Below are 22,746 nucleotides of genomic sequence, written 5' to 3' on the forward strand. Positions count from 1 at the left end.
GACATGACCTACGCCATCACCCAGACCTGCTGCGCCGACGCCACCTGCGTCGCCGTCTGCCCCGTGAACTGCATCCACCCGACCCCGGACGAACCGGAGTTCGGCACCACCGAGATGCTCTACGTCGACCCGCGGTCCTGCATCGACTGCGGCGCCTGCGCCGACGCCTGCCCGGTCGACGCGGTGTTCCCGGCCGACGCCCTGCCCGCACCGCAAGCGGACTTCGCGGCCGTCAACGCGGCGTACTACCAGGACCGCCCGCCGCCCCCGCCCGCCACCGGACCCACCCTCCACCCCTGGGGCGGACCGGACTTCGCACGCGGCCTCCCCGCCGACTTCGCCCCCATCCGCGTCGCCGTCGTCGGCACCGGCCCGGCCGGCATGTACGCCGCCGAGGACCTGCTCCTGCACACCAACGCCGAAGTGACCCTGATCGACCGGCTGCCCGTCGCCGGCGGGCTCGTACGGTACGGCGTCGCCCCCGACCACCCGGGGACCAAGCGGATCGGCGACGCCTTCGCCCGCTTCCGCTCCCACCCCCGCGCCCGGACGCACCTGGGCGTCGACGTGGGCCGGGACGTCACGGCGGAGGAACTCGCCGCGCACCACCACGCCGTCGTCTACGCCGTGGGGGCCCCGGCCGACCGCGGCCTCGGGATCCCGGGGGAGGACCTGACCGGCAGCCACTCCGCCACCACGTTCGTCTCCTGGTACAACGCCCACCCCGACGTCCCGGCCGACACGGTCCGGCCGGCCGGCGAACGCGTCGTCGTGGTCGGCAACGGCAACGTCGCCCTCGACATCGCCCGGATCCTGGTGTCCGCCCCCGAGACGCTCGCCCGTACCGACATCGCCGACCACGCGCTGACCGCCCTGCGCGCGGCCCGGGTCCGCGAGGTCGTGCTCCTCGGGCGCCGGGGCCCCGAGGACGCCGCGTACACCGCCTCCGAGCTGCGGGCCCTGACGCACCTGGACGGCGTGCGGCTGGTCGTCGACGACCATGACCCGCGCGTCGCCCGGGCCGTCGACGGCGCCCGGCCCGGCGAGAAGGCCGCGCTCCTCCGGGACGTCCCCCGCGAACCGGTCGACTGGACGCGCCCCCCGCCGCCCGGACGCCGCATCGTGTTCCGCTTCCACTCCGCGCCCGTGGCGGTCCTCGGCGACGGCGCCGTCGCCGCCGTACGGGTCACGGGCCCCGCCGCCCCGGCGGACGTTCCGGCGGGCATGGTGCTGCGGGCGGTCGGGTACCGCGGGGTACCGGTGCCGGGGCTGCCCTTCGACGACGCCACCGGGACCGTGCCGCACCGGGCGGGGCGCGTACCGGGCCCGCCGGGCACCTACGTCGTCGGCTGGGTCAAGCGCGGCCCCTCGGGCGGCATCGGGACCAACCGCACCTGCGCCGCCGAGACCGTCGGGACCCTGCTCGCCGACGCCGTCGCCGGGGCGCTGCCCGAACCGGCCCGTACCGCGAAGGACTTCCGACGGCTGCTGCGCGGCCGTGTCGGCGACGTCGTCGACGCCCGGGGGATGGCCGCCATCGACCGGGCCGAGCTCGCCGCGGGCGAGCGCGAGGGCCGGACCCGGGTCAAGATCGCCACGGTCGGGGAACTGCGGGCGACCGCGCGACGCGGCCGCCGGTGGGTGCGCCCCTGAGCGAACGCCCCCGCCTACCGCGCGTGCTTCACCCCGAGCGACACCAGGTGGCGCCCGTCGTCCTCCGGCAGGTTGCGGTGGACGACGTCGGACAGCGAACGCGTCCGGCGCAGGATCTCCATCCCCTCCGGCGAGAACGTGGCCGGGGTGAAGAGCCGAGGGGAGAGCAACGGATTTGTGAGGGCCTCGGAGAACGCGTCGATCCCGATGATCCGCCCGAGCAGGTTGCCGAAGAGGCTGCCGTGCCGGGCGTCCTCGGCGAAGAGGCCCACGTACAGGTCCAGCTCGTCGACGCCGCCGTACAGGTCGTGCAGCGCCTCCCGCACCACCGGGTCCCCGGACACCTGGCGCAGGTCGGTCGCCCGGGGGAAGCCGAAGTGCTCCCGGTAGTCGTTGTACGAGGCCACCTCCAGCTCCCGGCCGACCTCGACGCTCCGGGCCTCGACGGGCAGCAGCAGGGGGTCGGTGTTGAACAGTCCCATCCGGCCGGCGGGCTGGCGCGACAGGTCGTCGAAGAGCGGCCCCATGCCGCGCTCCTCGATGACGCGGCCGTTGGCGAGGGTGTGCATCAGGGGCACGTCCTCGCCCGCGATCCGGTACGACGACGGGATCAGGCTGTGCCAGCGGTACACCAGGCTGAACTCGATCGTCGACCAGTTCTCCCGGTGCCAGCTCGACTTCACCGTGCGCCGCGGATCGAGCCGGAACCGGAAGTGGAACGGCGTCAGGTGGTTGATGTACTCCTCCAGCACCAGCCGGATCGTCATCACCACCAGGATGTTGCGGGTGGTCTGGAAGACGCGTTCGTCGTCCCACGACGGGTGGGCGCGGGCCAGCAGGCCCGCGATCCGGTTGTGCTCCCGCAGGAAGAGCACGTTGACGAGCATGGGCCCGAGGTGGGCGTGCGCCCGGTCGCCGCCCGACGCGAAGACCGTGTCGCGCAGTGGCTCCGGCACGTCCTCCCACCGCGCCGGCCTGAGGGCGCCGAACTCCGCCTTGATCCGCCCGCCGTCGCACAGCAGGGGAGGGAACTCCCCGCCGTTGACGGTCCGGCTCTTCAGCCGGCCGCCCTCGAACTCCCGCAGGCAGGCCGTCATCTCCTGGGTCGCGCCGTAGAGCTGCACCATGTCGATGGTGTGCGGCGAGTCGGTGCGCCGCGGGTCGCCGCCCCTGCCGTGCCCCCGCAGGAACCCGTCCGTGAACCACTGGGCGAAGGCCGGCAGCAGTGCCGTCGACCGGGCGCAGGACCGGCCCTCGCCGTCCCGGCGGAACAGCTCGGCCGCCCGGTGCGGGGTCGGGCGGCCCGGGTGCGGCGCGCTGTCCGGGGGCAGGTGCCGGCCCACGTACGACCGGTCCGTCAGGGAGACCCACGAGGTGTAGGGCGCCAGCGTGCTCAGCGGGTTGGGCCGGGGCGGCGCCTTGAGGATGGCGAGGTCCGTCAGCACCGCGTTGGTCCTGCGGTACAGCCACCGATTGCCCTGGACGGCCCGCCACAGGGGCGCGTAATGCGTGAGTACGTGCGCCTCCACACGGTTGCGCAACCCGTCCCTGGAGGGGTCGCGGCCGTCCTCCGCCCCGGTGCGCGCGCGGCGCGCGATGGTGGTCATCCGTCCCTGCTCCCTCGTCGGTGCGTCAGGTGCGTCAGGTGCGTCAGGTGCGTCAGGTGCGTCGGGTGTGGCGGTGCGTCGGGTGTGTGGCAGGGATGTCCGCCGCGCCGGCGCGGTGACCGGGTCCCGGCGGGCGGTAGCGTCACGAGGACGGCATCGCGCCCGCCGTCACCGTGTAGTGCTGGGGGTACGGCGTGCCCGCGAAGTCCAGCTCCCGCTCGGCGCCCGGCAGCGGCCTGATGCCTGGCCGCAGCAGCACCCGCCGCACCATCTCGGGGACGATCGCCCGGGCCGGGTACTTGCCCACGCACTCGTGCGCCCCGTACCCCAGCACCATGTTGTGCACCGGGGTCCGGTCCGGCCGGAAGGCGTACGGGTCCTCGACGACCGTCTCGTCGAACATCGCGGACGCCATGTGCGCGTGCACCACGGTGCCGGGGGCGAGCCGCGTGGCGCGCGGGGTCCCGGCGGCCAGCACGTGCTCGCGGACGCACAGCCGCGGCGTCGACGGCACGAAGGGGTGGAACCGCAGGGCCTCCCAGACGAAGCCGTCGAAGCCCGCCGGGTCCTCCTCGGCCGCCGCGCGCTCGGCCCGGGCCAGCTCCTCGGGGCGTGCGGCCAGCTCCTTCAGGGCCGTCACCGCGCACTGCGCGGCGTTCTGCTGGTAGCCGATCAGAAAGCCGACGAGCTGGTTGTTGATGCGCTCGTCGGTCAGCTCCGGCCCGGTCCCCGGCGGCAGGGCCGTACGCAGCATCCGGCCGAGGACGTCGTCCGTCCCGCCGTCCGCCGCCCCGGACCCGCCGTCCGGCCCGGCCCCGGCGGCCCGGCGCCGCTGGATGACGCCCGCCACGATGTCGTGCAGTTCCTTGCCGGCCGCGACACCCGAGGCGTGCACCTCCGGGTCCCGCTCCTGGTTCACGAACACCGCCCGCTGCACCCGCTGCGACAGCGTGTGCAGCACCTCCACCGGCACGTCCGTGAAGCCCAGGTACTCCACCGCCACCCGGGCGGCCACCGGGGCCGCGTACTGCCGCACGTGGTCGAAGGTGGTACGCCCCTCGATCCGCGCCACCGCCACCGCACGGTCCAGGGCGTCGTCGGCGATCCGCGCGGTCAGCCGGCGCACCGGGCCGAAGTCCTCCGCGGGCAGCATCAGCCGGGCGTGCGCGCGGTCGTGCCCGTGCAGGTCGGCACCGTCCCGCGCCAGCATGAACGGCCCGTGCAGCGCCTCCTCCAGCACCGGCCCGTACACCCCGACGGTGAACACCTCGGGGGTGGACAGCACCTCCACCACATCGGGCATCCGGGTGACGAAGACGCCCGCCGGTGTGTCGAACACCGGCCGCTCGGCCCGCAGTTCACGCAGCAGGGCCGGACCGTCCGCCTTCATCCGCCGCCTCAGCAGACCCACCCGTCCCGCGGCGTCGGTCTGCGGGATCGCGTCGTACGCCGCGAGGAACTCCATGGGACCACCCAGACGTCATCGGGCGACACCGAAGCGGTCGCCGGCGGATGCCCTCCCATTACGGCACGGCGCCCCCGGGGGCGCACCCGGACCGCGCCGGCGGTGTGAATATGCGCGCAGCACGCCGTCCCGGCCGCGCGCCGCCGCCCCGCCGCACCACCGGCGGCCCCAGCATGGACCCGAACCCGCCCCGCTCGGTCCAGGAGGCCGCACGCATGCTTCGACGAGGCGAACCCCCGAAGACGGCCACCGGCGACCCGGGGGACCCACCCACCGGCACACCGCCCGGCACCGTGCCGGTGTCGGGCGCCGAGTACACCGGCTACCTGGTCGGCATCATCGTCCTGCCCTTCCTCGTCCTGGCGGCCGCCCTGCCCTTCGCGTGGAACTGGGGCGCGAGCGGCCTCGACCTGGCCCTCGGGCTGGTCATGTACGCGATCTCCATCGCGGGCATCTCCACCGGCTACCACCGCCACTTCACCCACCAGTCCTTCAAGGCGAAACGGCCCCTGCGTATCGCCCTCGCCCTGGCCGGCGGCATGGCGATGGAGGGACCTGTCTCGCTCTGGGTCGCCGAGCACCGCCGCCACCACCAGTTCTCCGACCGTGCGGGCGACCCCCATTCCCCCTGGGCCTTCGGCACCGGGCGCCGCGCCCTGCTGCGCGGCCTGTGGCACGCGCAGATCGGCTGGTTCGCCCGCCGGCGCCGCGCCGACCTCGACCACTACGCGCCCGACATCCTCCACGACCCCGACATCGGCCGGCTGGACCGCTGGTACTGGCTGACCGTCACGGTGTCGTTCGCGCTGCCCCCGCTGGCCGGCGGACTGTGGACCATGTCCTGGCAGGGGGCCGCCACCGCCTTCTTCTGGGGCAGCCTGGTGCGCTACGCCGTCGTCCACCACGTCACCTGGTCGGTCAACTCCCTCGCCCACGCCTTCGGCCCGCAGCACTACCGCAGCCGTGACCAGTCGCGCGACACCGGCTGGGTCGCCCTCCTCACCTTCGGCGAGGGCTGGCACAACCTGCACCACGCCGACCCCACCAGCGCCCGGCACGGCGCCCTGCGCGGACAGCCCGACGCCACCGCCGCCCTCATCCGGCTCTTCGAACGCCTCGGCTGGGCCCATGACGTCCGCTGGCCCGACAAGGACCGCCTCGCCTCCCGCATGCTGCCCGGCACGACCCCACGTTGGAGTGAACGGTGAGGTCACCCCGCGTGTCGCGGTGACCGACCGGGCCCGGCGCGGGCCGGCGTGGGGTAGGCAGGGTCCGACCGTTCCCCACCCCCGCACAACGCCACGCACCCCCGTCCCGGGACGCCACCGGCCGGACGGGCGTGCACGGCCGTGCATGCCCCACCTCCGGAGGCCCCCCGTTGGACCCGCGCACGCGCGACGTCGCCGTCACCGGCGTCGGGCTCCTGTCCCCGGCGGGGACCTGCCCCGACTCGAGCTGGGCCACCCTGCTGCGCGGCGCCTCGGTGGCGCGCCCCGACCCCGTGCTCGCCGGGCTGCGCACCGACTTCTCCTGCGCGGTTCCCGACTTCTCGGCCCGTACGGTCCTCGGGCACGCCACGGCGCGCCGCCTGGACCCCTACGCCCAGATGGCGGTGGTGGCCGCCCGGCAGGCGGTGGACGACGCCGGACTGGACCCCACGGGGTGGCGCGGCGACCGGGTCGCCGTCGTCCTCGGCGTGGGCAGCAACAGCCTGCACTCCTACGAGGAACCCTTCCGGCTCCTCCGCGAGAACCGCGGCGACCGGGTCTCGCCGTACCAGGTCACCCGCAGCGTGCCCAGCATGGCCGCGGCCGAGGTGGCGCTCGACCTCGGGGCGCACGGCGTCAACTTCACCACCAGCAGCGCCTGCGCGTCCGGGGCCACCGCCCTGGGCACCGCGCTGGACCTGCTGCGGGCGGGCCGCTGCGACATCGTGCTGGCCGGCGGCAGCGAGTCGGCCCGCAGCCGGATGACGACCACCTGCTTCGGCCAGATGCGCGCCATGTCGTCACGCCGCTCCGACCCCGCCACCGCCTCCCGGCCCTTCGACGTCGAACGCGACGGCTTCGTCCCGGGCGAGGGGGCCGCCGTGATGGTCCTGGAACGCACCGACGACGCCCACCGGCGCGGCGCGGCGGTACGCGGCTACCTCGCCGGCTACGGGGCCAGCGCCGACGCCCACCACCCCGCCGCCCCGCACCCGGAGGCGCGCGGGGCCGAGGCGGCGGTGCTGGCGGCGCTGGCCGACGCCGGCTGCACGGCCGCCGACATCGACCACGTCAACGCGCACGCCACCTCCACCCCGCTCAACGACGTCACCGAGGCCCGCATGCTGCGCCGGCTCTTCCGGCACGACCCGCCGGTGACGGCCAACAAGAGCGTCATCGGCCACGCCCTGGGCGCTGCGGGCGCCATCGAGGCCGTACTGACCCTGCTGAGCCTCCAGCACCGCACGGTCCCGCCGACGGCGAACCTGACGCGCCAGGAACCCGGCGCGGAACTGGACGTCGTCACCGGGACGCCCCGTGCCGTCCGGATGCGCACGGCCCTCAGCACGTCGTTCGGGTTCGGCGGCCAGAACACCGCCCTCGTCCTCCGCGCCCCCTGAACGAAGCGGCACACGGCGCCCCGTGGCGGCCGGCGGCCGGGGGGCAACCGCCGGCCGGGCGGGGCCCCGCTACTCCGAAAGGGTTGGTTCCCGTATGACGGCGGTCGGCCGGGGCAGGCGGGATACATGGCCGACCTTGGAGAACTTCTGCGAGTAACCATGCGCCGCCGTCACCTGACCGCGCAAGCTCTTGCGGACCGGACCGGTATTCGCACTCCGCGTATCAGGGTGTTCGCCCAAGATGGCGCACAGGGCCCTGTTCCTCCCACCGAACTGGAATTGGCCGAGATCGCTACGGCGCTGAGGCTGCCGCTCACCGACATCCTTGACGCCGCCCGTAGTCCTGCCGGGACGATGGCCTGACACCTGAGTCCGCCGTGGTGGTAATGCCGGTGATGCTCCGCAAGGATCGGTAAGCAGCGACGATCGTTTGCGGTTCTGGATCACTTTCCGCGCAGTGCGATAGCGATCAGGAGTGCTTCGAGTGCCTGGAGGGCTGTCGCACTACCTGGCGCCGCTGCTCGGCGCCGTCCGCCCAGCCAGTCGCCAGTTCTGATCCGTCCTGGAGCACACGGTGCACTGCGAGCCCGGCCGACGTGCGGAGCAACGTCGGGAGTTCGGGCAGCAGTCCTCGCGATGGGGCTGACCGGGAGGACTGGCGACGAGCGCGCGGAGGCAACGGCTTCGGAGCCGTCTCCACCATATTCCTCACACCAAGCGCAGCCGAGGCCCGCTTGCCTCAGGAAGGCTCCATCACGACGCGCAGGCTTCACCCACTCGAAGGAACCCACTGCTCCGACGCGAGCTGGTGCAGGATTGCCGCCCAGGATGCCGGGTAGCTGGACGGTCACCCTGCGTATCCGCCACCTGTCCGGTGGTGCTGCGGTGGAGACAGCGAAGGAGGGAGCGTTTATGAACGCGTCCGTGGAAGTGCTGCTTGATCGGGTCCAGGAGCGCGGAGGTTACGCGGTGCGCCAGGAGGCGGCCGGAGCGGTACAGAGTGTGCTGGAGGTGCTGGGCGCGCATCTGGTGGGTGATGACCGCACGGACCTGGCCGGTCTGCTGCCCCGGCAGTGTGGCCCGCTGCTCACCGACATCGCCCCGGCCAGTGAACCCCTGACTCCTCGGGGTTTCGTCGAGGCGGTCGCCGCACGCAGTGACGTCGATGTCGCGCAAGCTCGCCGCGCTGTCACCGCGGTGCTCGCCACGGTCGCAGAGGTGGCCGACGACGCACTGCTGCGCCGCATCCTCACCCAACTTCCGCCAGGCCACGCGGGGCTGTTCGGCCGTACGGACCCTGTGTGAACCCGCCGCACACCGAGTAGCCCCCTCCGAGCGGGTTATCGGACGGTGCAAGCAGACCAACCCTGACTGGGGGCTCGTGATGGCACGGACAGTCCTGCACGACAAGACCGCGAAGGAACCAGAAAGACAAAACCTCCCCGGCCAACCGCCTCTCTCCAAGCGCGGGCGCGCGGTGGCCATGCTGCTGGCTCTCGCCGGGACTGTGATCTTCGCAGTGCTACTGGCCCGGCTGACGCTGGAGTCCTCGGCCGCTTCCGCACCGTTGACGCACACCAACCTGCGGCCGGGTGACTCCATCCGCGACTATCTCGCGCAGTCGGCCTTCCGTGACACCGTCAAACAACTTGGCGGCAACGTTGTGCTGGGCATGCCGTTCGGTCTGCTACTGCCAGTGCTGGTGCCCCGCGCCCGGGGACTCGTTCGCGTCATAGCGGTCACCGCGCTGGTGATGACGCTGGTCGAGTTGATCCAGGGCGCACTTATCGCCGGGCGTGCATTCGACGTCGACGATGTCCTGCTCAACACGACGGGCGCCCTCCTCGGCTACCTGCTGATCGGTCGCCGCCTGGGCCGCGCTGTCCATCCCCGCCGCCGGCACTGGTGGCACCGCTTCACCAAGCAACCGACCGCCGTCAGCTAGCGGTGGGCTGGGTGCGCCCCCATGAGCGGGGCATCCGGCCGAGGCCGGACGGACTGTTGCCTCGCTGCTGTCCTGGCTTCCTCAGGATGAAGCCGACCGCGCCACGGCCCCCAGCGGCCACAGCCACCAGCCACACGCCACGGCTTGAACGTGGTGAGATGCCGACGGAATCGGCGCCGAGGGCGCCAGTGCAGCGGCGGGCGTCATCGACGGTGTGAGGACAGCTGAGCTGCTCTCAAGCGTGAGAATCTGCGAACCTGTGCGCTTTCGGTTGCGGGTCCCGCAAGCTCGCGCCGGGACCGGCAGATCCGTCAGGGCACGCGGCCGGCCACCGCCGGGCTGCCGTCCACGGCCCGGGCCGCGTGCCTGCCGAGGACGGCCGCCGCCTCCGCCAGGTCCGCCGCGGCCGCCCGGCAGCACTCCGCCTGCCGGCGCAGCGTGGGCACGCACCAGTCGGGCACCCCGGGCCGCCCCTCCAGCGCCGCCGCCCGCTCCAGCAGCCGGCGTGCCGTACCGGTGAGCACCTCGGCGTCGGCCCGCAGCCGCGCCTCGTGGGCGGCCGTGCCGCCGTCCCCGCCTGCCGGGTCCACGGTCATCCGGGTACCTCCCTCTCCTGGCGTCGTCCTGCCCGCAGCTCAGCGGGGCAGGGGTGCCCCCGCCCCCCGGCGGGCCTGGTACTCCGGCGTGCTCAGCACGCACAGCGGCCGCGCCCCGTCCAGCCCCAGCGCCCGGGCCTGCCGCACCAGCGGCTGCTCCGCCGCCCCGGGCCCCGGCGCGCAGCGCAACCGCAGCCGGGGCGCGGCGTGGAACCGCTGGCGTCCCGCGCAGTGCACCATCGAGCGCAGGGTGGCGTCGGCCGTACGCCCGTACAGCACCGAGTCCACGTGCGGGGCCGGCAGGTACGGGCCGAGGTCGCCGCTCAGCGCGAGGAGCGGCGGGGGCGCCTCGCCGTCCGGCCCGGGGCCCGACCCGGCCAGCACCGCGTGCAGCCGGTTGCCCGCCAGCCGCACGTCCACGAAGGCCGTCCCGGCCGGCTGGCCCCACACCTCCCGGCTCACCGCCGCCGCCTCCTCGGACGTCACGGCCAGCGCGGTCACCTGGCGCCCGGTGCGGCGGGCGTCCGCCCGGCGCAGCAGCTCGCGCAGCACGTCATGGGCGCGGGGCCGCCACAGGTCGTTCACCAGCACGGCCAGGCTCAGTTCGCGGTACGGACCGAGGCTCGCGCAGCGGTGCTCGTACGCGGACAGCGCCACCAGGACGCGCCGTCCGAACCGGCTCGGGCTCATCCACGAGGTCCCGGACAGCAGACCGGCAGCCCGGTCCGGGTCCACGGCGAACACCGCCACCACGGCCGTCGAGTCGTAGTAGCGCACCGGCACCTCGGCCGGGCCCGCGGAGGTGTCCACCGTGCTCACCGGCACCGCCATCAGGGGGTACCCCTGCGGCGGGTTCGCCCGGTCCTTGAGCTGGTACACCTGGGAGCGCAGCACCGGCCCCCGGTACGGCGCCAGCGCCTCGTCGATGTCCCGCCGGGCCTCGTCCAGGTCCGTCTCCAGGTTCCCCATGTACGTGCCGAGCGAGTGGCAGAGCGGGAAGTCGTGACTGGGGTCGGTGTAGTCCACCTCGTACCAGTCGGGGTGCGGGGTGAACACCGCCCCGGAGCCCGCGCCCCTGCCGTCCAGGGTGGGCACCAGGTCGTGCTGGTTGGTGACGCTCGCCACCCAGGTGCGGGCGTCGGCGGGCCTCTTGTTGTCGATCGGCGACCCCACGGCCACCACGTGCGTCACCCGGAAGCGGCGGCAGAAAGCGCCGTTCTGCGCCAGGTTCATCAGGGCGATGCCGCCCTCGCTGTGGCCGACGAGCGCCAGGTCCGCGCCGGCGGGCAGCCCGTACTCCTCGATCGCCAGCAGGATGCCGCGGGTGTACGGGGACTCCGGGTCGAACAGGTTGCTCCACGCGCCGACGAAGTCCTGGGGCGAGTCGTTGCGCGGCTTGCCGGGAGCCATCCCGGGCGCCTGGAGGACGTGCCGCACCACGCCGTCGGGCCCCCGCACGTCCTGGATCAGGATGCGCCCGTCCGTCCCCAGCAGGTCGATGTTGCGCAGGAACCCCATGAGGGAGCCCTCGCCGGCGAGCGACCGCCGCCCGTCCTCGGCCAGGTCCACCGCGACGGCGGCCCCCTCACCCGCGTCGAAGGCCGCCAGGTGGCGCGCCGAGATCCCGAACCACGGATCGGCGTGCAGCGCCTCACCGGTCGCGATCTGCCAGCCCACCTCGTCGTTGAGCGGGTTCTCGTCCAGCAGCGCCCGGATCGCCGACAGCTCCGCGAACAGCGGCGCCACCGTGGACATCGCCCGCTCGGCGCCCTTGTCCTTCAGCAGGGCCCGCAGCGCGCGCAGCGCCTCCACGTCCCGGTCGCCCGTCACGGCGTCCATCAGGCGCCGTACGCCCGGGTCCCGCCCCAGCTCCGGGTGCTCCGCCAGCACCGCGGCGGCACGCAGCCGCAGCGACGTCACCGCCACCCGGTTCGCGAGGCTCTCCCGGCCGCAGACCTCGCCGGCCTGGCCCACCCGCCTGAGCACCCCGTCCCCGGCGCCCAGCGCGAAGCCGAGCCCCGCCTCGCTGGTCAGCGCCCGGACGAGCGCCCACTGGGCGGCCATCCCGGTCCGCGGGTGCCGGAGGCTCGACCGGGTGAACCGGGACGAGCCCAGCACCGCCCCGGTCCGCGCGGCGACGTCCCGGATCTCCCGCGCACCGCGCGACACCTCAAGGGCCGCCTCGCGCAACAGTCGCGCGGTCCCGGCCGCGTCGGCCGCGCCGGGGTGCCCGGCACCGGCATGGTGGTGGGACGCCATGGCGGCCTCGCAAGGACGTGAGAGCCGGGCCGACCGGTTCGGCCCCTCCCGGCCGATCATCGGCCCTGCCCTCCGGCCGCGCATCCCGGGACCCGTCCGGATCCGGACACGGCCCACGGGCACGGGGGGTGAGCGTCACCGGGCCCGGCCGAGCGCCTCCGGGCCACGGCCGAGCGGCGCCGGGCCCGGGCGGGCGGCGGGCCCGGCGCCGTGGGCGGGGGCACCGCCGCCCGGTGTGGCCAAGATCTCCGGGCCGGCCGCCCCGGCCCGGGTTAAGCTCACCGGGTGACTCTTCTCGTGATGCGCCGGCACGTGGACTACGTGCGCGTCACGACCATGAGCTGTCTGCCGCAGGACTGACCTCTTCCTCACCGTCCCCACCGGTCCTGTCGCGGACACGCGGCCCCTCGGCACACCCCTGCCGACCGGCCCTGCGTACCCCCGCGATCCCGCCATCTCCGGGAGCAGGGCCTCGTCACCGCAGAAACGGAAGGCCATCATGCCGTCCATGCCACCAGCATTCCCGGGCTCCCTGCCCGTCATCGATCTGTCCTTGGCCGACGACCCCGAGACCCGGGCGGCGTTCCACAAGGAACTGCACGACGCCGCGCACCACGTCGGCTTCCTCCACCTGACCGGGCACGGCATCAGCTCCCCGGAGACCGACCGGATATTGCGCCTCACCAGGGAGTTCTTCGCACTGCCGGAAGCCGACCGGCTGGCCGTCAGCAACCTGCGCTCGCCGCACTTCCGCGGCTACACCCGGATCGGGCACGAGCTCACCGGCGGCCGCTCCGACTGGCGCGACCAGCTCGACGTCGGCGCCGAACGGCCCGCGCCCGCGGTGGGCCCCGACGACCCCGCGTACCTGTGGCTGGAAGGCCCCAACCAGTGGCCGGCCGCCTTGCCGGAGCTGCGCTCGGTGGTGCTCGACTGGCAGGAGCGGCTGGCGGCGGTGGCCCACCGGCTGCTGCGGGAACTGCTCGTGTCCGTCGGAGCGCCGGCCGACTTCTTCGACGAGGCGTTCGCCGACCGGCCCCACCTGCACACCAAGCTGATCCGCTACCCCGGGTCGGCCCCCTCCGGCAGCGGCCAGGGGGTGGGCGCGCACAAGGACTACGGCTTCCTCACCCTGCTGCTCCAGGACGACGTGGGCGGGCTCCAGGTCCGCTCCGGCGACACGTTCCTCGAAGTGCCGCCGCTGCCCGGCGCGTTCGTGGTCAACCTCGGCGAGCTGCTGGAGATCGCGACCAACGGCTACCTCGCGGCGACCGACCACCGTGTCGTCAGCCCGCCGGGCGCGGTGGAGCGCTTCTCGGTGCCGTTCTTCTACAACCCCCGCCTCGACGCGGTCATCGACACCGTCCCCGGCGCCTACCTGAGCCGGGCACCGGGCATCGCGCACGACCACACCAACCCGCTGCACGCCGAGTACGGGCGCAACGAGCTCAAGGGCTGGGTCCGGGCCCACCCGGAGGTCGCCCGCCGCCACCACCCCGAGCTGGTCGGCGCCGGCTGACCCGCCCGGGCGGTACGGGGGGGCGGCCGCGCCACCGCCCCCCCCGCCCCGGTGCCGTCCCCGTCAGCAGGCCTGGCGCCAGGGGTCGAGCCGCAGCCGCTTGCGCATCGACGACAGGCCGAGCCGGCGCGTCTCGGCGCAGAAGTCGCCCGGCGCCAGCGCGTACTCGACGTGGAACACCGCCTTGCCCGCCCGGACGAACGGCACCAGCCGCGCGCACTCGTCGAACTCGGCGCACTGCTCGTTGACCGCGAAGTCGAACCGGCCCACCAGCTCCGGGATCTGCGGCAGGTCGTTCTTCAGCCCCACCGACAGGCCCCGCCGGTGCGCCGCGTCGGCGATCATGCGGTTGTACGCGAGCTGGTGGGCCGCCCGCAGCGGGAACCCGGTGTCATGGAGGTACCCGTCCATCAGGTCCGGCTCCACCGCGTCGAAGCCCTTGCGCCGGCACATGTCGAGCCGCCGCTCCATCAGCGGCCGCAGCACGTCCAGGCGCCGGACGTCGAGCCAGCGCTCACCGCTCCAGCCGTTGGGCCTGCCCCGTACGGACGCGGGGAAGTCGTCCTTGTCGGGCCGGAAGTCCTCCCACGCGCCGGCGTTGAGGTAACAGATGACGCGGCGCCCGTCGCGGTGCAGCCGCGCCACGTCCCCGGCGGTGTTCTCGAACCCGTCGATGTCGTACACGGGGACGTCGGCCCGCGGATCGACCCGCCCGTCGAGCTGCCACTGCCAGGCCGTGCCCGGGCGCGGCACCCAGCGCCCCGCCGGGGGCCGGGGTCCGGCCGGTGCCGTGCACCCGGCGACCACCACCAGCACCACCGCGAGCAGCGCCGTCCACCGCGCCCCCCGTCCGCCGGACCCGGTCACCGCACCGTGCCCCTGCCGGACTCCGGCACCGCACCGGCCGGCGCCTCCGGTCGCGCGGGCGGCCGCGGACCGGCCAGGTCCGCCCAGAGCGCGGCCACCGAGTCGTCCAGGCCGAAGCGGGGCGACCAGCCGAGCGCCCGGCGCGCCGCCGAGACGTCCGAGCACTGCCACGCCACCGCGGCCGAGCGGGCCGACCCGTCGCCGGCCTCCTCGACACGGCCCGGGAAACCGGCCGTCCGGACCAGCCCGTGGACCAGGTCCCGCACCGGAACCGCCCGCCCGCCGCCGACGTTCAGCACCGGCGGCACCGGTCCCGGCCGGGTCACCGCCAGCTCCACCGCGCGGGCGACGTCCCGTACGTCCACGAAGTCGCGGTACCCGGAGAGGTCGCCGAGCCGGACCACCGCCTCCGCGTCCCCGCCCGCCCGCAGCAGCCGCCGCGCCAGCCCGCCCGGCAGCCCCGCGGCCGGGGCGCCCGGGCCGACCGGGTTGCCCACCCGGAGGACGACGGCGTCCAGCCCCGAGGAGGTGACGGCGACCGTGCCGGCGAGCTTGGTGGCACCGTAGGGGGCCACCGGCCGGGTCGGCGCGTCCTCGGTGACCGGCTCACCGGGCCGGCCGGGGCCGTACTCGGCGGCCGAGCCCAGGTGGACCAGCCGGGCACCCGGCACGGTCTCCCGCAGCGCGGCGCACAGCACGGCGGGCCCCCGGGCGTTGACCTCCGCCAGTGTCACGGGGTCGCCGCCCACGGCGCCCGCGCAGTTCACCACCGCGTCGGGAGCGAGCGCGGCGAGCGCCTCGGCGAGCGGACCGGTCCGGACGGTCGCGAGGTCCACCACGAGGTCCGAGCCGGGGGACCGGCCGCCCAGGAGCGGCCGCACCCCCTCCACGGCACGCAGCCGCTCGGTGACGTGGGCCCCCAGATACCCGGTCGAACCCAGGACGAGGATGCGCATGAGGTGCTCAGGCTCCCTTCAGCAGCAGCGACTGGTGGGTGGTGAACTCCGCGTTGGCGCGGTCGTAGTCGTCCGGGCGCCCGATGTCGAGCCAGTAGCCGTCGAACTCGTACGCCGCCGGGGGAGTCGGTGTCTTCAGCAGGTCCAGGATCAGCTCGTCGAAACCGAGCGGCAGTCCCGGGGTGTAACTGTCCAGCGTGGAGCGCGACAACCCGTACACCCCCATGGAGACGCGGTAGTCGAGGCTGGGCTTCTCCCGGAAGCCCACCACCTTGCCCGCGTCGGTGGTCAGCACCCCGAAGTCGATGTTCACCTGCCGGGAGTAGGTGGCGATGGTCAGCGGAGCACCCCCGGCGCGGTGCCGGTGCAGCAGATCGGCGTAGTCGAGGTCGGTCAGGACGTCCCCGTTCATCACCAGGAACGACTCGGGCAGCCGGTCCCGCATGGTCAGCAGCGGCCCGATGGTGCCCAGCGGGCTCTCCTCGGTGGAGTAGTCGACCTCCATGCCCCAGCGCGAGCCGCTGCCGACGTAGGCCCGGATGATCTGCCCGAGGTGGCCGATGGCCAGGGTGCAGCTCGTGAAGCCGGCCGACGCCAGTTGCCGCAGCACGATCTCCAGGATCGCGTGCCGGTCCCCGATGGGAACCAGCGGCTTGGGCAGCGCCGTGGTGTACGGCCGCAGCCGGACGCCTTTGCCCCCGGCGAGTATCACGACGTGCATGGGATACCTCCCTCTCCATGGGCCCATTGGGTCAGATGTTGTAGATGTCCGTCTTGTAGCGGGCGAGGTGCGCCGGGTCGCGGAAGAACTCGACGGTCCGGGCGAGGCCCTGCTCCAGGTCGTGGGCCGGTTCCCAGCCCGTCGCCTCCCGCAGCCGGGTGGCGTCGGCGACCAGCCGCATGACCTCCGAGGCGGCGGGCCGGATGCGCTGCGCGTCCTCCTGGACGTCCAGGTCGGCGCCCATCACCTTGCCGACGAGCCGGACGAGGTCACCGACCGAGATCTCCTGCCCGGTACCGGCGTTGAAGGTCCGTCCCACCACACGGTCGGCCGGGGCGGTGCCCACGGCGAGGAACGCCCGGGCCGTGTCGGCGACGTAGCAGAAGTCGCGGGTCGGCCGCAGGTCGCCGAGGGTGATCGTGCGCGACCCGGCCGCGACCTGACCGATGACGGTCGGGATCACGGCACGCATGGACTGGCGGGGGCCGTAGGTGTTGAACGGACGCAGGGTGACCACCGGGGTGTCGAAGCTCGCGTGGTAGCTGTCCGCGAGCCGGTCGCCGCCCGCCTTGGAAGCGGCGTAGGGGGACTGGGTGTTGATGGGGTGGTCCTCGGTGATCGGCACGGTCCGGGCGGTGCCGTAGGTCTCGCTCGTGGAGGTGTGCACCAGCCGGGGCGTGCCCAGGACGCGCACCGCCTCCAGCACGTTGAGGGTGCCGGTGACATTGGTGTCGACGTAGCTGTGCGGCGCCCGGTAGGAGTACGGGATGGCGATGAGCGCGGCCAGGTGGTAGACCGCGTCCGCCCCTTCGGCCAGGGCGCGCACCGAGCCGGGGTCGCGTACGTCCCCCAGGACGATCTCGACCTGGTCGAGCACGTCGCGCGGCAGCACCTCCAGCCAGCCGTACGACGAGAAGGAGTTGTACTGCGCCATGGCGCGGACCCGGTGGCCCGAGGCCACCAGCGCCTCGGTCAGGTGGGAGCCGATGAAGCCGTCGGCCCCGGTCACGGCGGCGAGCGGTGCGGAGGTCACGTGGTCGTCCTTTCGTCCGGTGTGCGGTGTGCGGTGTGCGGTGTGCGGCCGGCGCTCGTGCGCCGGCGGTCGCGGTGCGTGCGTGGTGCGGCGGTGCGCGGAGCGGCCTCAGGCGTGGGCCGAGGGGCGGCCCAGCGCGTACAGGGCGAGGCCCGCCAGGGCGACGGCGGCGACGGAACAACAGGCGGTCAGCAGCCATGGCCACGGGGGCGAACCGGTGACCGCCGCCACCGTCACGGGCGCCGCCGCCCCGAGACACACGACCGCCGGGGACAGCCCGACACCGAAGGCCTGCAACAGCAGGGCCGTCCACAGGGTCGCCCCCAGCGCGGCCAGCTCCCCCACGGGCGCCCCGGTCAGCAACGCCGCCGGTACGAGCAGCGCCAGATACGCCACCAGACAGACCGTCAGGGTGCGCGCCGACCGCAGCCGGAACCCCCGGGGCGTGGCCGACGCCCGCAGCGCCGCCACCGACAGGCCCCGGAACCGGTACAGCAGCCACTCGGCGGGCCCCATGCTGACCGTCAGCGCGATCACCGCGTACGGGTGGCGGGCTCCCTCGGACAGCACGAGCGCCCCGGCGGCCAGCCCGAACAGCCCGTACGGCAGGGACGCCAGGTACCCGGTCCGGGCCGGCCCCGGCACCGCGGCCGACCGGAGCGCGTCCCGCACGGCGTGCGCGGCCAGGGCGGTCGACGCCACCAGGGTGAGCAGGGGCAGCCCGATCCGCGGGCCCGTACCCGGCTCCCCGTACAGCAGCAGCGCCCCGCCGGCGACGAGCGGCGACAGCGCCGCCGCCAGCAGCCGCTCCCGGCCCAGCACCAGCAGCACGCCCGCCGCCGCGAGGTACACGGACTGGCCCACCGCGAACAGGACCGCCGGCCCCGGCCCCACCATCAGCAGCGCGGCCAGCACGGGGAGGGCCGCGCCCACCGGGGCACCGGCCCGCAGGGTGAGCCCCGCCTCCCGGCGCCCGGCGGCCAGCCGCACATAGGTCCGGTGACTCAGCGCCTGGCCCCAGGCCCACGACAGCAGACCCGCGACGACCAGGGCGGACACCGCGCCCGCGCCCCGCCACAGCGGCGCGGTGAGCGGGTAGGCGAGCCCGGGCAGCGCGAACACCACACCGCGCAGGGCGCAGCGCACGTGGTCGGGCGCCCAGGGGTCCGTCGCCGGGGGAGGCTCGGGGAAGGCCCGGGGCACCCGCCGGTAGAGCTCCTCGGCGAGCGAGAAGATGTCGGGGTGCCCGTAGCGGGCGCGGATCTGTTCACCCGTCAGCCCCTCCGATTCGAGGAGCGCGGCCACCTCGTAGGGGTGCACCGCGGGGGCCGTCCGGTCGGCCAGCTCGGCGGCCAGTTCGTCGACGGGCCCCGCCAGGCGCAGCGAGACCGTGTCGCTGTCCGGCTCGGGAACGGGCCGCCCGCTCATCCGGCCACGCTCCCGTGCGCCGTGAGCCGCTCGCGGTCCGCGCGGGGGACGGCGCCCGTGCCGGCGGCGGGCGAGGAGAGCTCCAGGTAGATCGAGCGGAAGGTCTCCACGGTCTGGCGCAGCGTGAACTGCTCGATCACCCGCAGCCGTGCCGCCTCGCCCATCTCCGCCCGGCGCGGGGCGTCGGTCAGCAGCTCCAGCGCCGCGTCGGCCATCGCCCGCGGATCGCGCGGGGGGACGACGAGCCCCGCGGTCCCCACCGCCTCGCGGACCCCGCCCACATCGGTCGAGACGGTGGCCCGCCCGCACGACATGGCCTCGATGAGCGTGAAGGGGAACCCCTCGCTGATGCTGGACAGCATCACCACGTTGCCCGCGGCGTAGGCGTCCCGGATGTCGTCCACCCGCCCCTCGAAGGTCACGCCGTCGCCCAGGCCCAGGGACCGCGCCAGCTCCTCGCACCGCTCCCGGTAGGCCTCGCCGCCCCGGGGCGTCCCGCCGAACAGCCGGAGCGCGGCCCCGGGTATGCCCTCGCGCACCAGCGCGAAGGCACGGATCAGCGTCTCCAGGTCCTTGATCGGGTCGACCCGGCCGGCCCAGCTCAGGGTGGGCCGCTCCGGTTCCGGCCCGGCGGCCGGGAACGCGGCCGGATCGACGCCGTTGTAGACGGTACGGATCAGGGCGGGATCGGCGCCGCCCTGCTCCTCCCACAGCCGGTTGTAGCGGTTGCCGGGCGTGATCAGAGCGGCGCGCCGGTAGGTCTCGCCGGCCAGCAGCCGGAAGAAGCCCAGCATCACCGCCTTCACCGGCCAGCGGTAGGCGCCGCCGCGGTAGCCGATGTACCGCTCGCGCAGGTACACCCCGTGCTCCGTCAGCAGCAGTGGCACGCCGTGCAGTGCGTTGGCGGCGAGGCCGGGCAGCGCGGCGATGCCCCCGCTGACGGCGTGGGCCACGCCGTGCCGCGGCGGGTCCGCCGCCAGCGGACGCAGGGCGTGTTCCAGGAGGTTCGTCGCCGTGACGGCGTCGTGCAGGGTGGGGCGGGACTCCCGGACCGTCAGGCCGGGGCGGTTCCACACCCCGGTCAGCACGGCCACGGCACGGTCGGTCCCCAGCGCCGGGGTGAGCAGCCCGTCGCGGGCGGCGTGCGCCAGCTCGTGGAGCGCCGGACCGAAAAGGTCCTCCTGGGCGGGGTCGAGCAGGGCGGTGAGGAAACGCTCGTACGCTCCGATCAGCCGTCGCCCGCGGCGGCCGCCCGGGGCGGAACCGGTGGGCGTCGGCCCCCACATGGGGACCGACACGGGCTCGGCCACGTGCGGCGGGATCTGCCAGACGAGGGGTTCACGACCCGTTCCCGTCACCGCGATCACCTCGAAGTCGATGTCGGGCATGCCGCTGACGAGCTGGTCGCACCAGACGCTGACCCCGCCGTGGCTGTGCGGGTACGTGCCTTCGGTGAGCAGGGTGACGTGCGCCGCGCCGGTGCGCGGCGCGTGGTGCGTTACGTGCATGGACGTGCTCCGCGGCAGCAGGGATCGGCCCGGGAGGGCACCGGTGGCGGACCGGTGCCCGGGCCGGGTGGGGAAGAGGGTGCGGTCAGTGCCCGGGGCCGTACGGCACGGGCCGGGCGACGCCCGCGGGCACCGGGGCGCGCGGTGCCGGCCGGGTCGGGACCGGGGCGCGCGCGGTGTCCTGGGCGCGGGCCGTGTCGTGGGCGGCGGCGGCCGCGCCGGGCAGCGTCAGGGACGTCGTCCCGTCGGCGCCGCCCGCGACCCGTCCCGACGTGGTCCCGGCGTACGGCTCCCCGAACGGGGTGGCCCCGTCCCCGGTGCCGATGACGGTCCCGGCCGGCACGGTGGCCGCGACCGGGAGGCCGGCGGGCGCCCGTACGGTCACGGTGTCGCCGATCCGGTAGCCGGTGACGTCACCGGCCCGCACGGCGGCCTGCCAGGCCGCCCGGTCGCGCAGCTCGGCACCGATGCCGCCCATCGGCAGGTTCACCAGCGGGGCGTTGTCGGCGTGGAGCCCGGCGTACCGGTCCAGCACCCCGTCGAGGACGGGGTAGCCGATGCGGTCCTCGGCGAGGTTGGACTGGTGGATGAAGTGCGGCCGGGGGTCGCCGGACAGCACGTGGCCGAGCGCGACCCGGGTCTCCAGCGGGACGATGTGCCCGGTGTAGCCGGTGGTGGTGTCGAGGGGCCGGTCGAGGCAGGTGGTGCCGGCGAGTTCCTCGCACAGGCCGCTGCCGCCCTGGGCACGGCTGGTGTAGATCCAGTTGTACTCGTCGACCTGCTCGGCGACCCGGCCCGCGTTGTAGAAGATGTTGACCGGGTGACGGGCGACGGTGAGGGCGGAACCCACCGCGCGCTGGCCGGGGTCCCGCGAGTTGTCGGCCCCGAGCCAGGCGATGCCGTTGCCGGTGAGCGAGGGCGCCAGGTTCGGGTTGTCCTGCGGCTGCTGGGGCAGCAGCTTGAGCCCCGAGTGCTCGCCGGTGACCAGCTCGTCCGGGCGCAGCGGCAGCCCGGCCCGCTCGGCCCAGGTCCGGTTGTCGGCGATCTGGTGGTCGATCTCGGCCCGGCTCACATATCGGGGGGAGCCGTCCGCGTCGGTCGCGCACTTCCACGGCACGGTGCCGACGTCCTGCTCGCAGCCCAGGTACGGGTGATCGTAGGTGTGGTTGATCCAGCGGAAGGCGTCCCGGTCGGCGACCAGCCGGTCGGCGGCGGGGTCGGCGCCGCCGTGCTCCTCGCGGTGCTCCACGCTGCCGCCGCCGTTGAACGCCATGTCCAGGGTGAAGCCCCGGTCGCGCGACCACCGCACCGCCTGCTCGACGTCCGCGGCGGTCATCCGGATCGGGTCCGGGGTGCCGGTGCCGGGGCGGCAGTCGACGTCCCCGGGGGTGCAGTCGAGCGTGGTGTCCCAGCGGTCGTCGGCGGCGAAGACGTCGTCCACGTGGACCGCGAAGTAGTTCCGGGACGTGCCCAGCCGGGTCTGCCGGGTCATCCAGTCGACGATTCCGCGCGCCAGCAGCCGGAACTGCTGCTGGTACCGGTTGTAGGCGAAGGTCACCACCAGTTCCCGGCGGCCGTCGTGGCGGTACTCGCCCACCAGCACGCCCCGGGTCTGCCGGCCCGGCACGGGCGCGTCGACGTAGGTGGTGAAGTCGGCACCGGCGGCCGGCCGGGAGAGGAAGGCGTAGCTCTCGTTCACGGTGGGGGAGTTGTCCTCGAAGGGCACGGTGCCGTCGAGGTAGCCGAACGGCCCGGCCTTGCCCGCGGCCGTCACCTGGGCGCGGACCCCGTCCACCGGGCCCAGGTGGCCGCCGTTGACCGGGTACTCGAGCCCCACCTGGGGCCTGGCGTAGGTGTACGCGTCGACCTGCGGGACCGCGTAGGTCCTCTCGTACGCGACGAGCGCCGCCATCTCCCCCGAACCGGCGGCGAAGGGCGCGTCGTCGGGCAGCACCACCGCCTGGTACTTCGCCCTCGGGCGGCCGTCGACCGTGTCGGCGAGGAACGCCGCGTCGACCACGGGCCGGTCCGGCCGGGTGAGGTCGACGAGCGTGTACGGCGTGCCGGCGCCGTCCAGTTCGGCGGCGACCGCCGCGGTGGCCGGCCCGCCGTCCGTGACGACCAGCACGCGCAGGTCGACGCGGGGCGCCGGGTCCGCCGCCGCGGCCGTCGCGGGCGTGACCGCGGATATCGGTCCGAGTAACAGCGCGCCCATGGCGAGCGCGGTCGTGCGCAGAGTCCGCCTCATGCGGTGATGTCCCCTCCCGGAAGGGCGGTCCGCCTCCCCGGCGGTCGCGCCCCACCCCCCAGCGTCACGGACACCCTCACGGCTGCCGTTCCGCTCCGACGCGTCACATAGTGCGGCCTGTGTGGAGGATTCGTGAGCGCGATGTGGAACATGACGGAAAAGCGCAGGTGCCTCCCGGCGCGGAGGCGGTTCTCCGGGGCCCTCTCGGGCCCGTGCGCCGGACCCTCGCGGACCGGCCCCGCGCCCGGCACGGCGCTGGTGTCACGGGCGGGCAATCGCTTGCTCGCGGGAGCCTCGGCGGCCCCGTGCCGGGGGCCTTTCGGCGGTCCGGGG

At 74.6% G+C, this 22,746-nt stretch carries 18 protein-coding genes and 1 pseudogene; 8 read left to right on the forward strand and 11 right to left on the reverse strand.

Going from position 1 to position 22,746, the window contains the following annotated elements; genetic code table 11:
- Window positions 1-3: 3 nt before the first annotated feature.
- Window positions 4-1,653, forward strand: a complete 1,650-nt coding sequence (locus ACF068_RS04910; protein ID WP_392272737.1) for an FAD-dependent oxidoreductase — start codon at window positions 4-6, stop codon at window positions 1,651-1,653.
- A gap of 14 nt (window positions 1,654-1,667) precedes the next feature.
- On the opposite strand, the gene ACF068_RS04915 is transcribed toward ACF068_RS04910, so the two are convergent.
- Window positions 1,668-3,260, reverse strand: a complete 1,593-nt coding sequence (locus ACF068_RS04915; RefSeq protein ID WP_392272738.1) for a peroxidase family protein — start codon at window positions 3,258-3,260, stop codon at window positions 1,668-1,670.
- Window positions 3,261-3,402: 142 nt separating this feature from the next.
- Window positions 3,403-4,725, reverse strand: a complete 1,323-nt coding sequence (locus ACF068_RS04920) for a cytochrome P450 (RefSeq protein ID WP_392272739.1) — start codon at window positions 4,723-4,725, stop codon at window positions 3,403-3,405.
- A 215-nt stretch (window positions 4,726-4,940) separates the two neighbouring features.
- On the opposite strand from ACF068_RS04920, the gene ACF068_RS04925 reads away from it, so the two are divergent.
- From ACF068_RS04925 to ACF068_RS04950, 6 genes and pseudogenes are all read left to right on the forward strand, one after another.
- Window positions 4,941-5,933, forward strand: coding sequence for an acyl-CoA desaturase (locus tag ACF068_RS04925; RefSeq protein ID WP_392272740.1), 993 nt, complete (start codon window positions 4,941-4,943; stop codon window positions 5,931-5,933).
- 170 nt (window positions 5,934-6,103) lie between these two features.
- Window positions 6,104-7,333, forward strand: a complete 1,230-nt coding sequence (locus tag ACF068_RS04930; RefSeq protein WP_392272741.1) for a beta-ketoacyl-[acyl-carrier-protein] synthase family protein — start codon at window positions 6,104-6,106, stop codon at window positions 7,331-7,333.
- A 126-nt stretch (window positions 7,334-7,459) separates the two neighbouring features.
- Window positions 7,460-7,696 carry an XRE family transcriptional regulator gene (locus ACF068_RS04935; RefSeq protein WP_392272742.1) on the forward strand — a complete coding sequence of 79 codons (237 nt, stop codon included), beginning with the start codon at window positions 7,460-7,462 and terminating at the stop codon, window positions 7,694-7,696.
- A 549-nt stretch (window positions 7,697-8,245) separates the two neighbouring features.
- A complete protein-coding gene (locus ACF068_RS04940) occupies window positions 8,246-8,638 on the forward strand; it encodes a DUF2267 domain-containing protein (RefSeq protein ID WP_392272743.1) in 393 nt (130 codons plus the stop codon).
- A gap of 79 nt (window positions 8,639-8,717) precedes the next feature.
- Window positions 8,718-9,278, forward strand: coding sequence for a VanZ family protein (locus ACF068_RS04945; protein WP_392272744.1), 561 nt, complete (start codon window positions 8,718-8,720; stop codon window positions 9,276-9,278).
- A 31-nt stretch (window positions 9,279-9,309) separates the two neighbouring features.
- Window positions 9,310-9,426: pseudogene (locus ACF068_RS04950) on the forward strand (MarR family transcriptional regulator); the annotation flags it as partial.
- Between the two features lie 163 nt (window positions 9,427-9,589).
- Here ACF068_RS04950 and ACF068_RS04955 read toward each other — a convergent pair.
- Together ACF068_RS04955 and ACF068_RS04960 are read right to left on the reverse strand one after the other, a co-directional pair.
- Window positions 9,590-9,874, reverse strand: coding sequence for a hypothetical protein (locus ACF068_RS04955; RefSeq protein WP_392272745.1), 285 nt, complete (start codon window positions 9,872-9,874; stop codon window positions 9,590-9,592).
- 39 nt (window positions 9,875-9,913) lie between these two features.
- Window positions 9,914-12,133 (reverse strand): hypothetical protein, encoded by a 2,220-nt coding sequence (locus tag ACF068_RS04960; RefSeq protein ID WP_392272746.1) that lies wholly within the window; start codon window positions 12,131-12,133, stop codon window positions 9,914-9,916.
- A gap of 499 nt (window positions 12,134-12,632) precedes the next feature.
- Here ACF068_RS04960 and ACF068_RS04965 point away from each other — a divergent pair, with 499 nt between their 5' ends.
- On the forward strand, window positions 12,633-13,652 hold the full coding sequence (locus ACF068_RS04965; RefSeq protein WP_392272747.1) for an isopenicillin N synthase family dioxygenase: 1,020 nt from the start codon (window positions 12,633-12,635) through the stop codon (window positions 13,650-13,652).
- A gap of 63 nt (window positions 13,653-13,715) precedes the next feature.
- Here the strand turns inward: ACF068_RS04965 and ACF068_RS04970 are convergent, their stop codons facing one another.
- From ACF068_RS04970 to ACF068_RS05000, 7 genes are all read right to left on the reverse strand, one after another.
- On the reverse strand, window positions 13,716-14,519 hold the full coding sequence (locus ACF068_RS04970; RefSeq protein WP_392272748.1) for an endo alpha-1,4 polygalactosaminidase: 804 nt from the start codon (window positions 14,517-14,519) through the stop codon (window positions 13,716-13,718).
- Window positions 14,516-15,475: an NAD-dependent epimerase/dehydratase family protein gene (locus ACF068_RS04975; protein ID WP_392272749.1), complete on the reverse strand. Its 960-nt coding sequence runs from the start codon at window positions 15,473-15,475 to the stop codon at window positions 14,516-14,518. Before ACF068_RS04975 ends, ACF068_RS04970 begins: the two co-directional genes overlap by 4 nt.
- A gap of 7 nt (window positions 15,476-15,482) precedes the next feature.
- On the reverse strand, window positions 15,483-16,196 hold the full coding sequence (locus tag ACF068_RS04980; RefSeq protein ID WP_392272750.1) for an NDP-sugar synthase: 714 nt from the start codon (window positions 16,194-16,196) through the stop codon (window positions 15,483-15,485).
- Between the two features lie 31 nt (window positions 16,197-16,227).
- Window positions 16,228-17,229: a GDP-mannose 4,6-dehydratase gene (locus ACF068_RS04985; RefSeq protein ID WP_392272751.1), complete on the reverse strand. Its 1,002-nt coding sequence runs from the start codon at window positions 17,227-17,229 to the stop codon at window positions 16,228-16,230.
- A 108-nt stretch (window positions 17,230-17,337) separates the two neighbouring features.
- Window positions 17,338-18,657 (reverse strand): hypothetical protein, encoded by a 1,320-nt coding sequence (locus tag ACF068_RS04990; RefSeq protein WP_392272752.1) that lies wholly within the window; start codon window positions 18,655-18,657, stop codon window positions 17,338-17,340.
- On the reverse strand, window positions 18,654-20,165 hold the full coding sequence (gene pelF / locus ACF068_RS04995) for a GT4 family glycosyltransferase PelF (protein ID WP_392272753.1): 1,512 nt from the start codon (window positions 20,163-20,165) through the stop codon (window positions 18,654-18,656). The genes ACF068_RS04990 and pelF overlap by 4 nt, the downstream gene beginning before the upstream one ends.
- A gap of 85 nt (window positions 20,166-20,250) precedes the next feature.
- On the reverse strand, window positions 20,251-22,413 hold the full coding sequence (locus ACF068_RS05000; protein WP_392272754.1) for a hypothetical protein: 2,163 nt from the start codon (window positions 22,411-22,413) through the stop codon (window positions 20,251-20,253).
- Window positions 22,414-22,746: the final 333 nt, after the last annotated feature.

The organism is Streptomyces sp. NPDC016309, assembly GCF_043077235.1.
Lineage (GTDB): Bacteria > Actinomycetota > Actinomycetes > Streptomycetales > Streptomycetaceae > Streptomyces.

Coding starts and splice junctions, on each gene's coding strand:
- ACF068_RS04910 (WP_392272737.1), top strand. CDS start 4: ATGACCTACGCCATCACCCAGACCTGCTGCGCCGACGCCACCTGCGTC.
- ACF068_RS04915 (WP_392272738.1), bottom strand. CDS start 3,260: ATGACCACCATCGCGCGCCGCGCGCGCACCGGGGCGGAGGACGGCCGC.
- ACF068_RS04920 (WP_392272739.1), bottom strand. CDS start 4,725: ATGGAGTTCCTCGCGGCGTACGACGCGATCCCGCAGACCGACGCCGCG.
- ACF068_RS04925 (WP_392272740.1), top strand. CDS start 4,941: ATGCTTCGACGAGGCGAACCCCCGAAGACGGCCACCGGCGACCCGGGG.
- ACF068_RS04935 (WP_392272742.1), top strand. CDS start 7,460: ATGGCCGACCTTGGAGAACTTCTGCGAGTAACCATGCGCCGCCGTCAC.
- ACF068_RS04940 (WP_392272743.1), top strand. CDS start 8,246: ATGAACGCGTCCGTGGAAGTGCTGCTTGATCGGGTCCAGGAGCGCGGA.
- ACF068_RS04945 (WP_392272744.1), top strand. CDS start 8,718: ATGGCACGGACAGTCCTGCACGACAAGACCGCGAAGGAACCAGAAAGA.
- ACF068_RS04955 (WP_392272745.1), bottom strand. CDS start 9,874: ATGACCGTGGACCCGGCAGGCGGGGACGGCGGCACGGCCGCCCACGAG.
- ACF068_RS04960 (WP_392272746.1), bottom strand. CDS start 12,133: ATGGCGTCCCACCACCATGCCGGTGCCGGGCACCCCGGCGCGGCCGAC.
- ACF068_RS04965 (WP_392272747.1), top strand. CDS start 12,633: ATGCCGTCCATGCCACCAGCATTCCCGGGCTCCCTGCCCGTCATCGAT.
- ACF068_RS04975 (WP_392272749.1), bottom strand. CDS start 15,475: ATGCGCATCCTCGTCCTGGGTTCGACCGGGTATCTGGGGGCCCACGTC.
- ACF068_RS04980 (WP_392272750.1), bottom strand. CDS start 16,196: ATGCACGTCGTGATACTCGCCGGGGGCAAAGGCGTCCGGCTGCGGCCG.
- ACF068_RS04990 (WP_392272752.1), bottom strand. CDS start 18,657: ATGAGCGGGCGGCCCGTTCCCGAGCCGGACAGCGACACGGTCTCGCTG.
- pelF (WP_392272753.1), bottom strand. CDS start 20,165: ATGCACGTAACGCACCACGCGCCGCGCACCGGCGCGGCGCACGTCACC.
- ACF068_RS05000 (WP_392272754.1), bottom strand. CDS start 22,413: ATGAGGCGGACTCTGCGCACGACCGCGCTCGCCATGGGCGCGCTGTTA.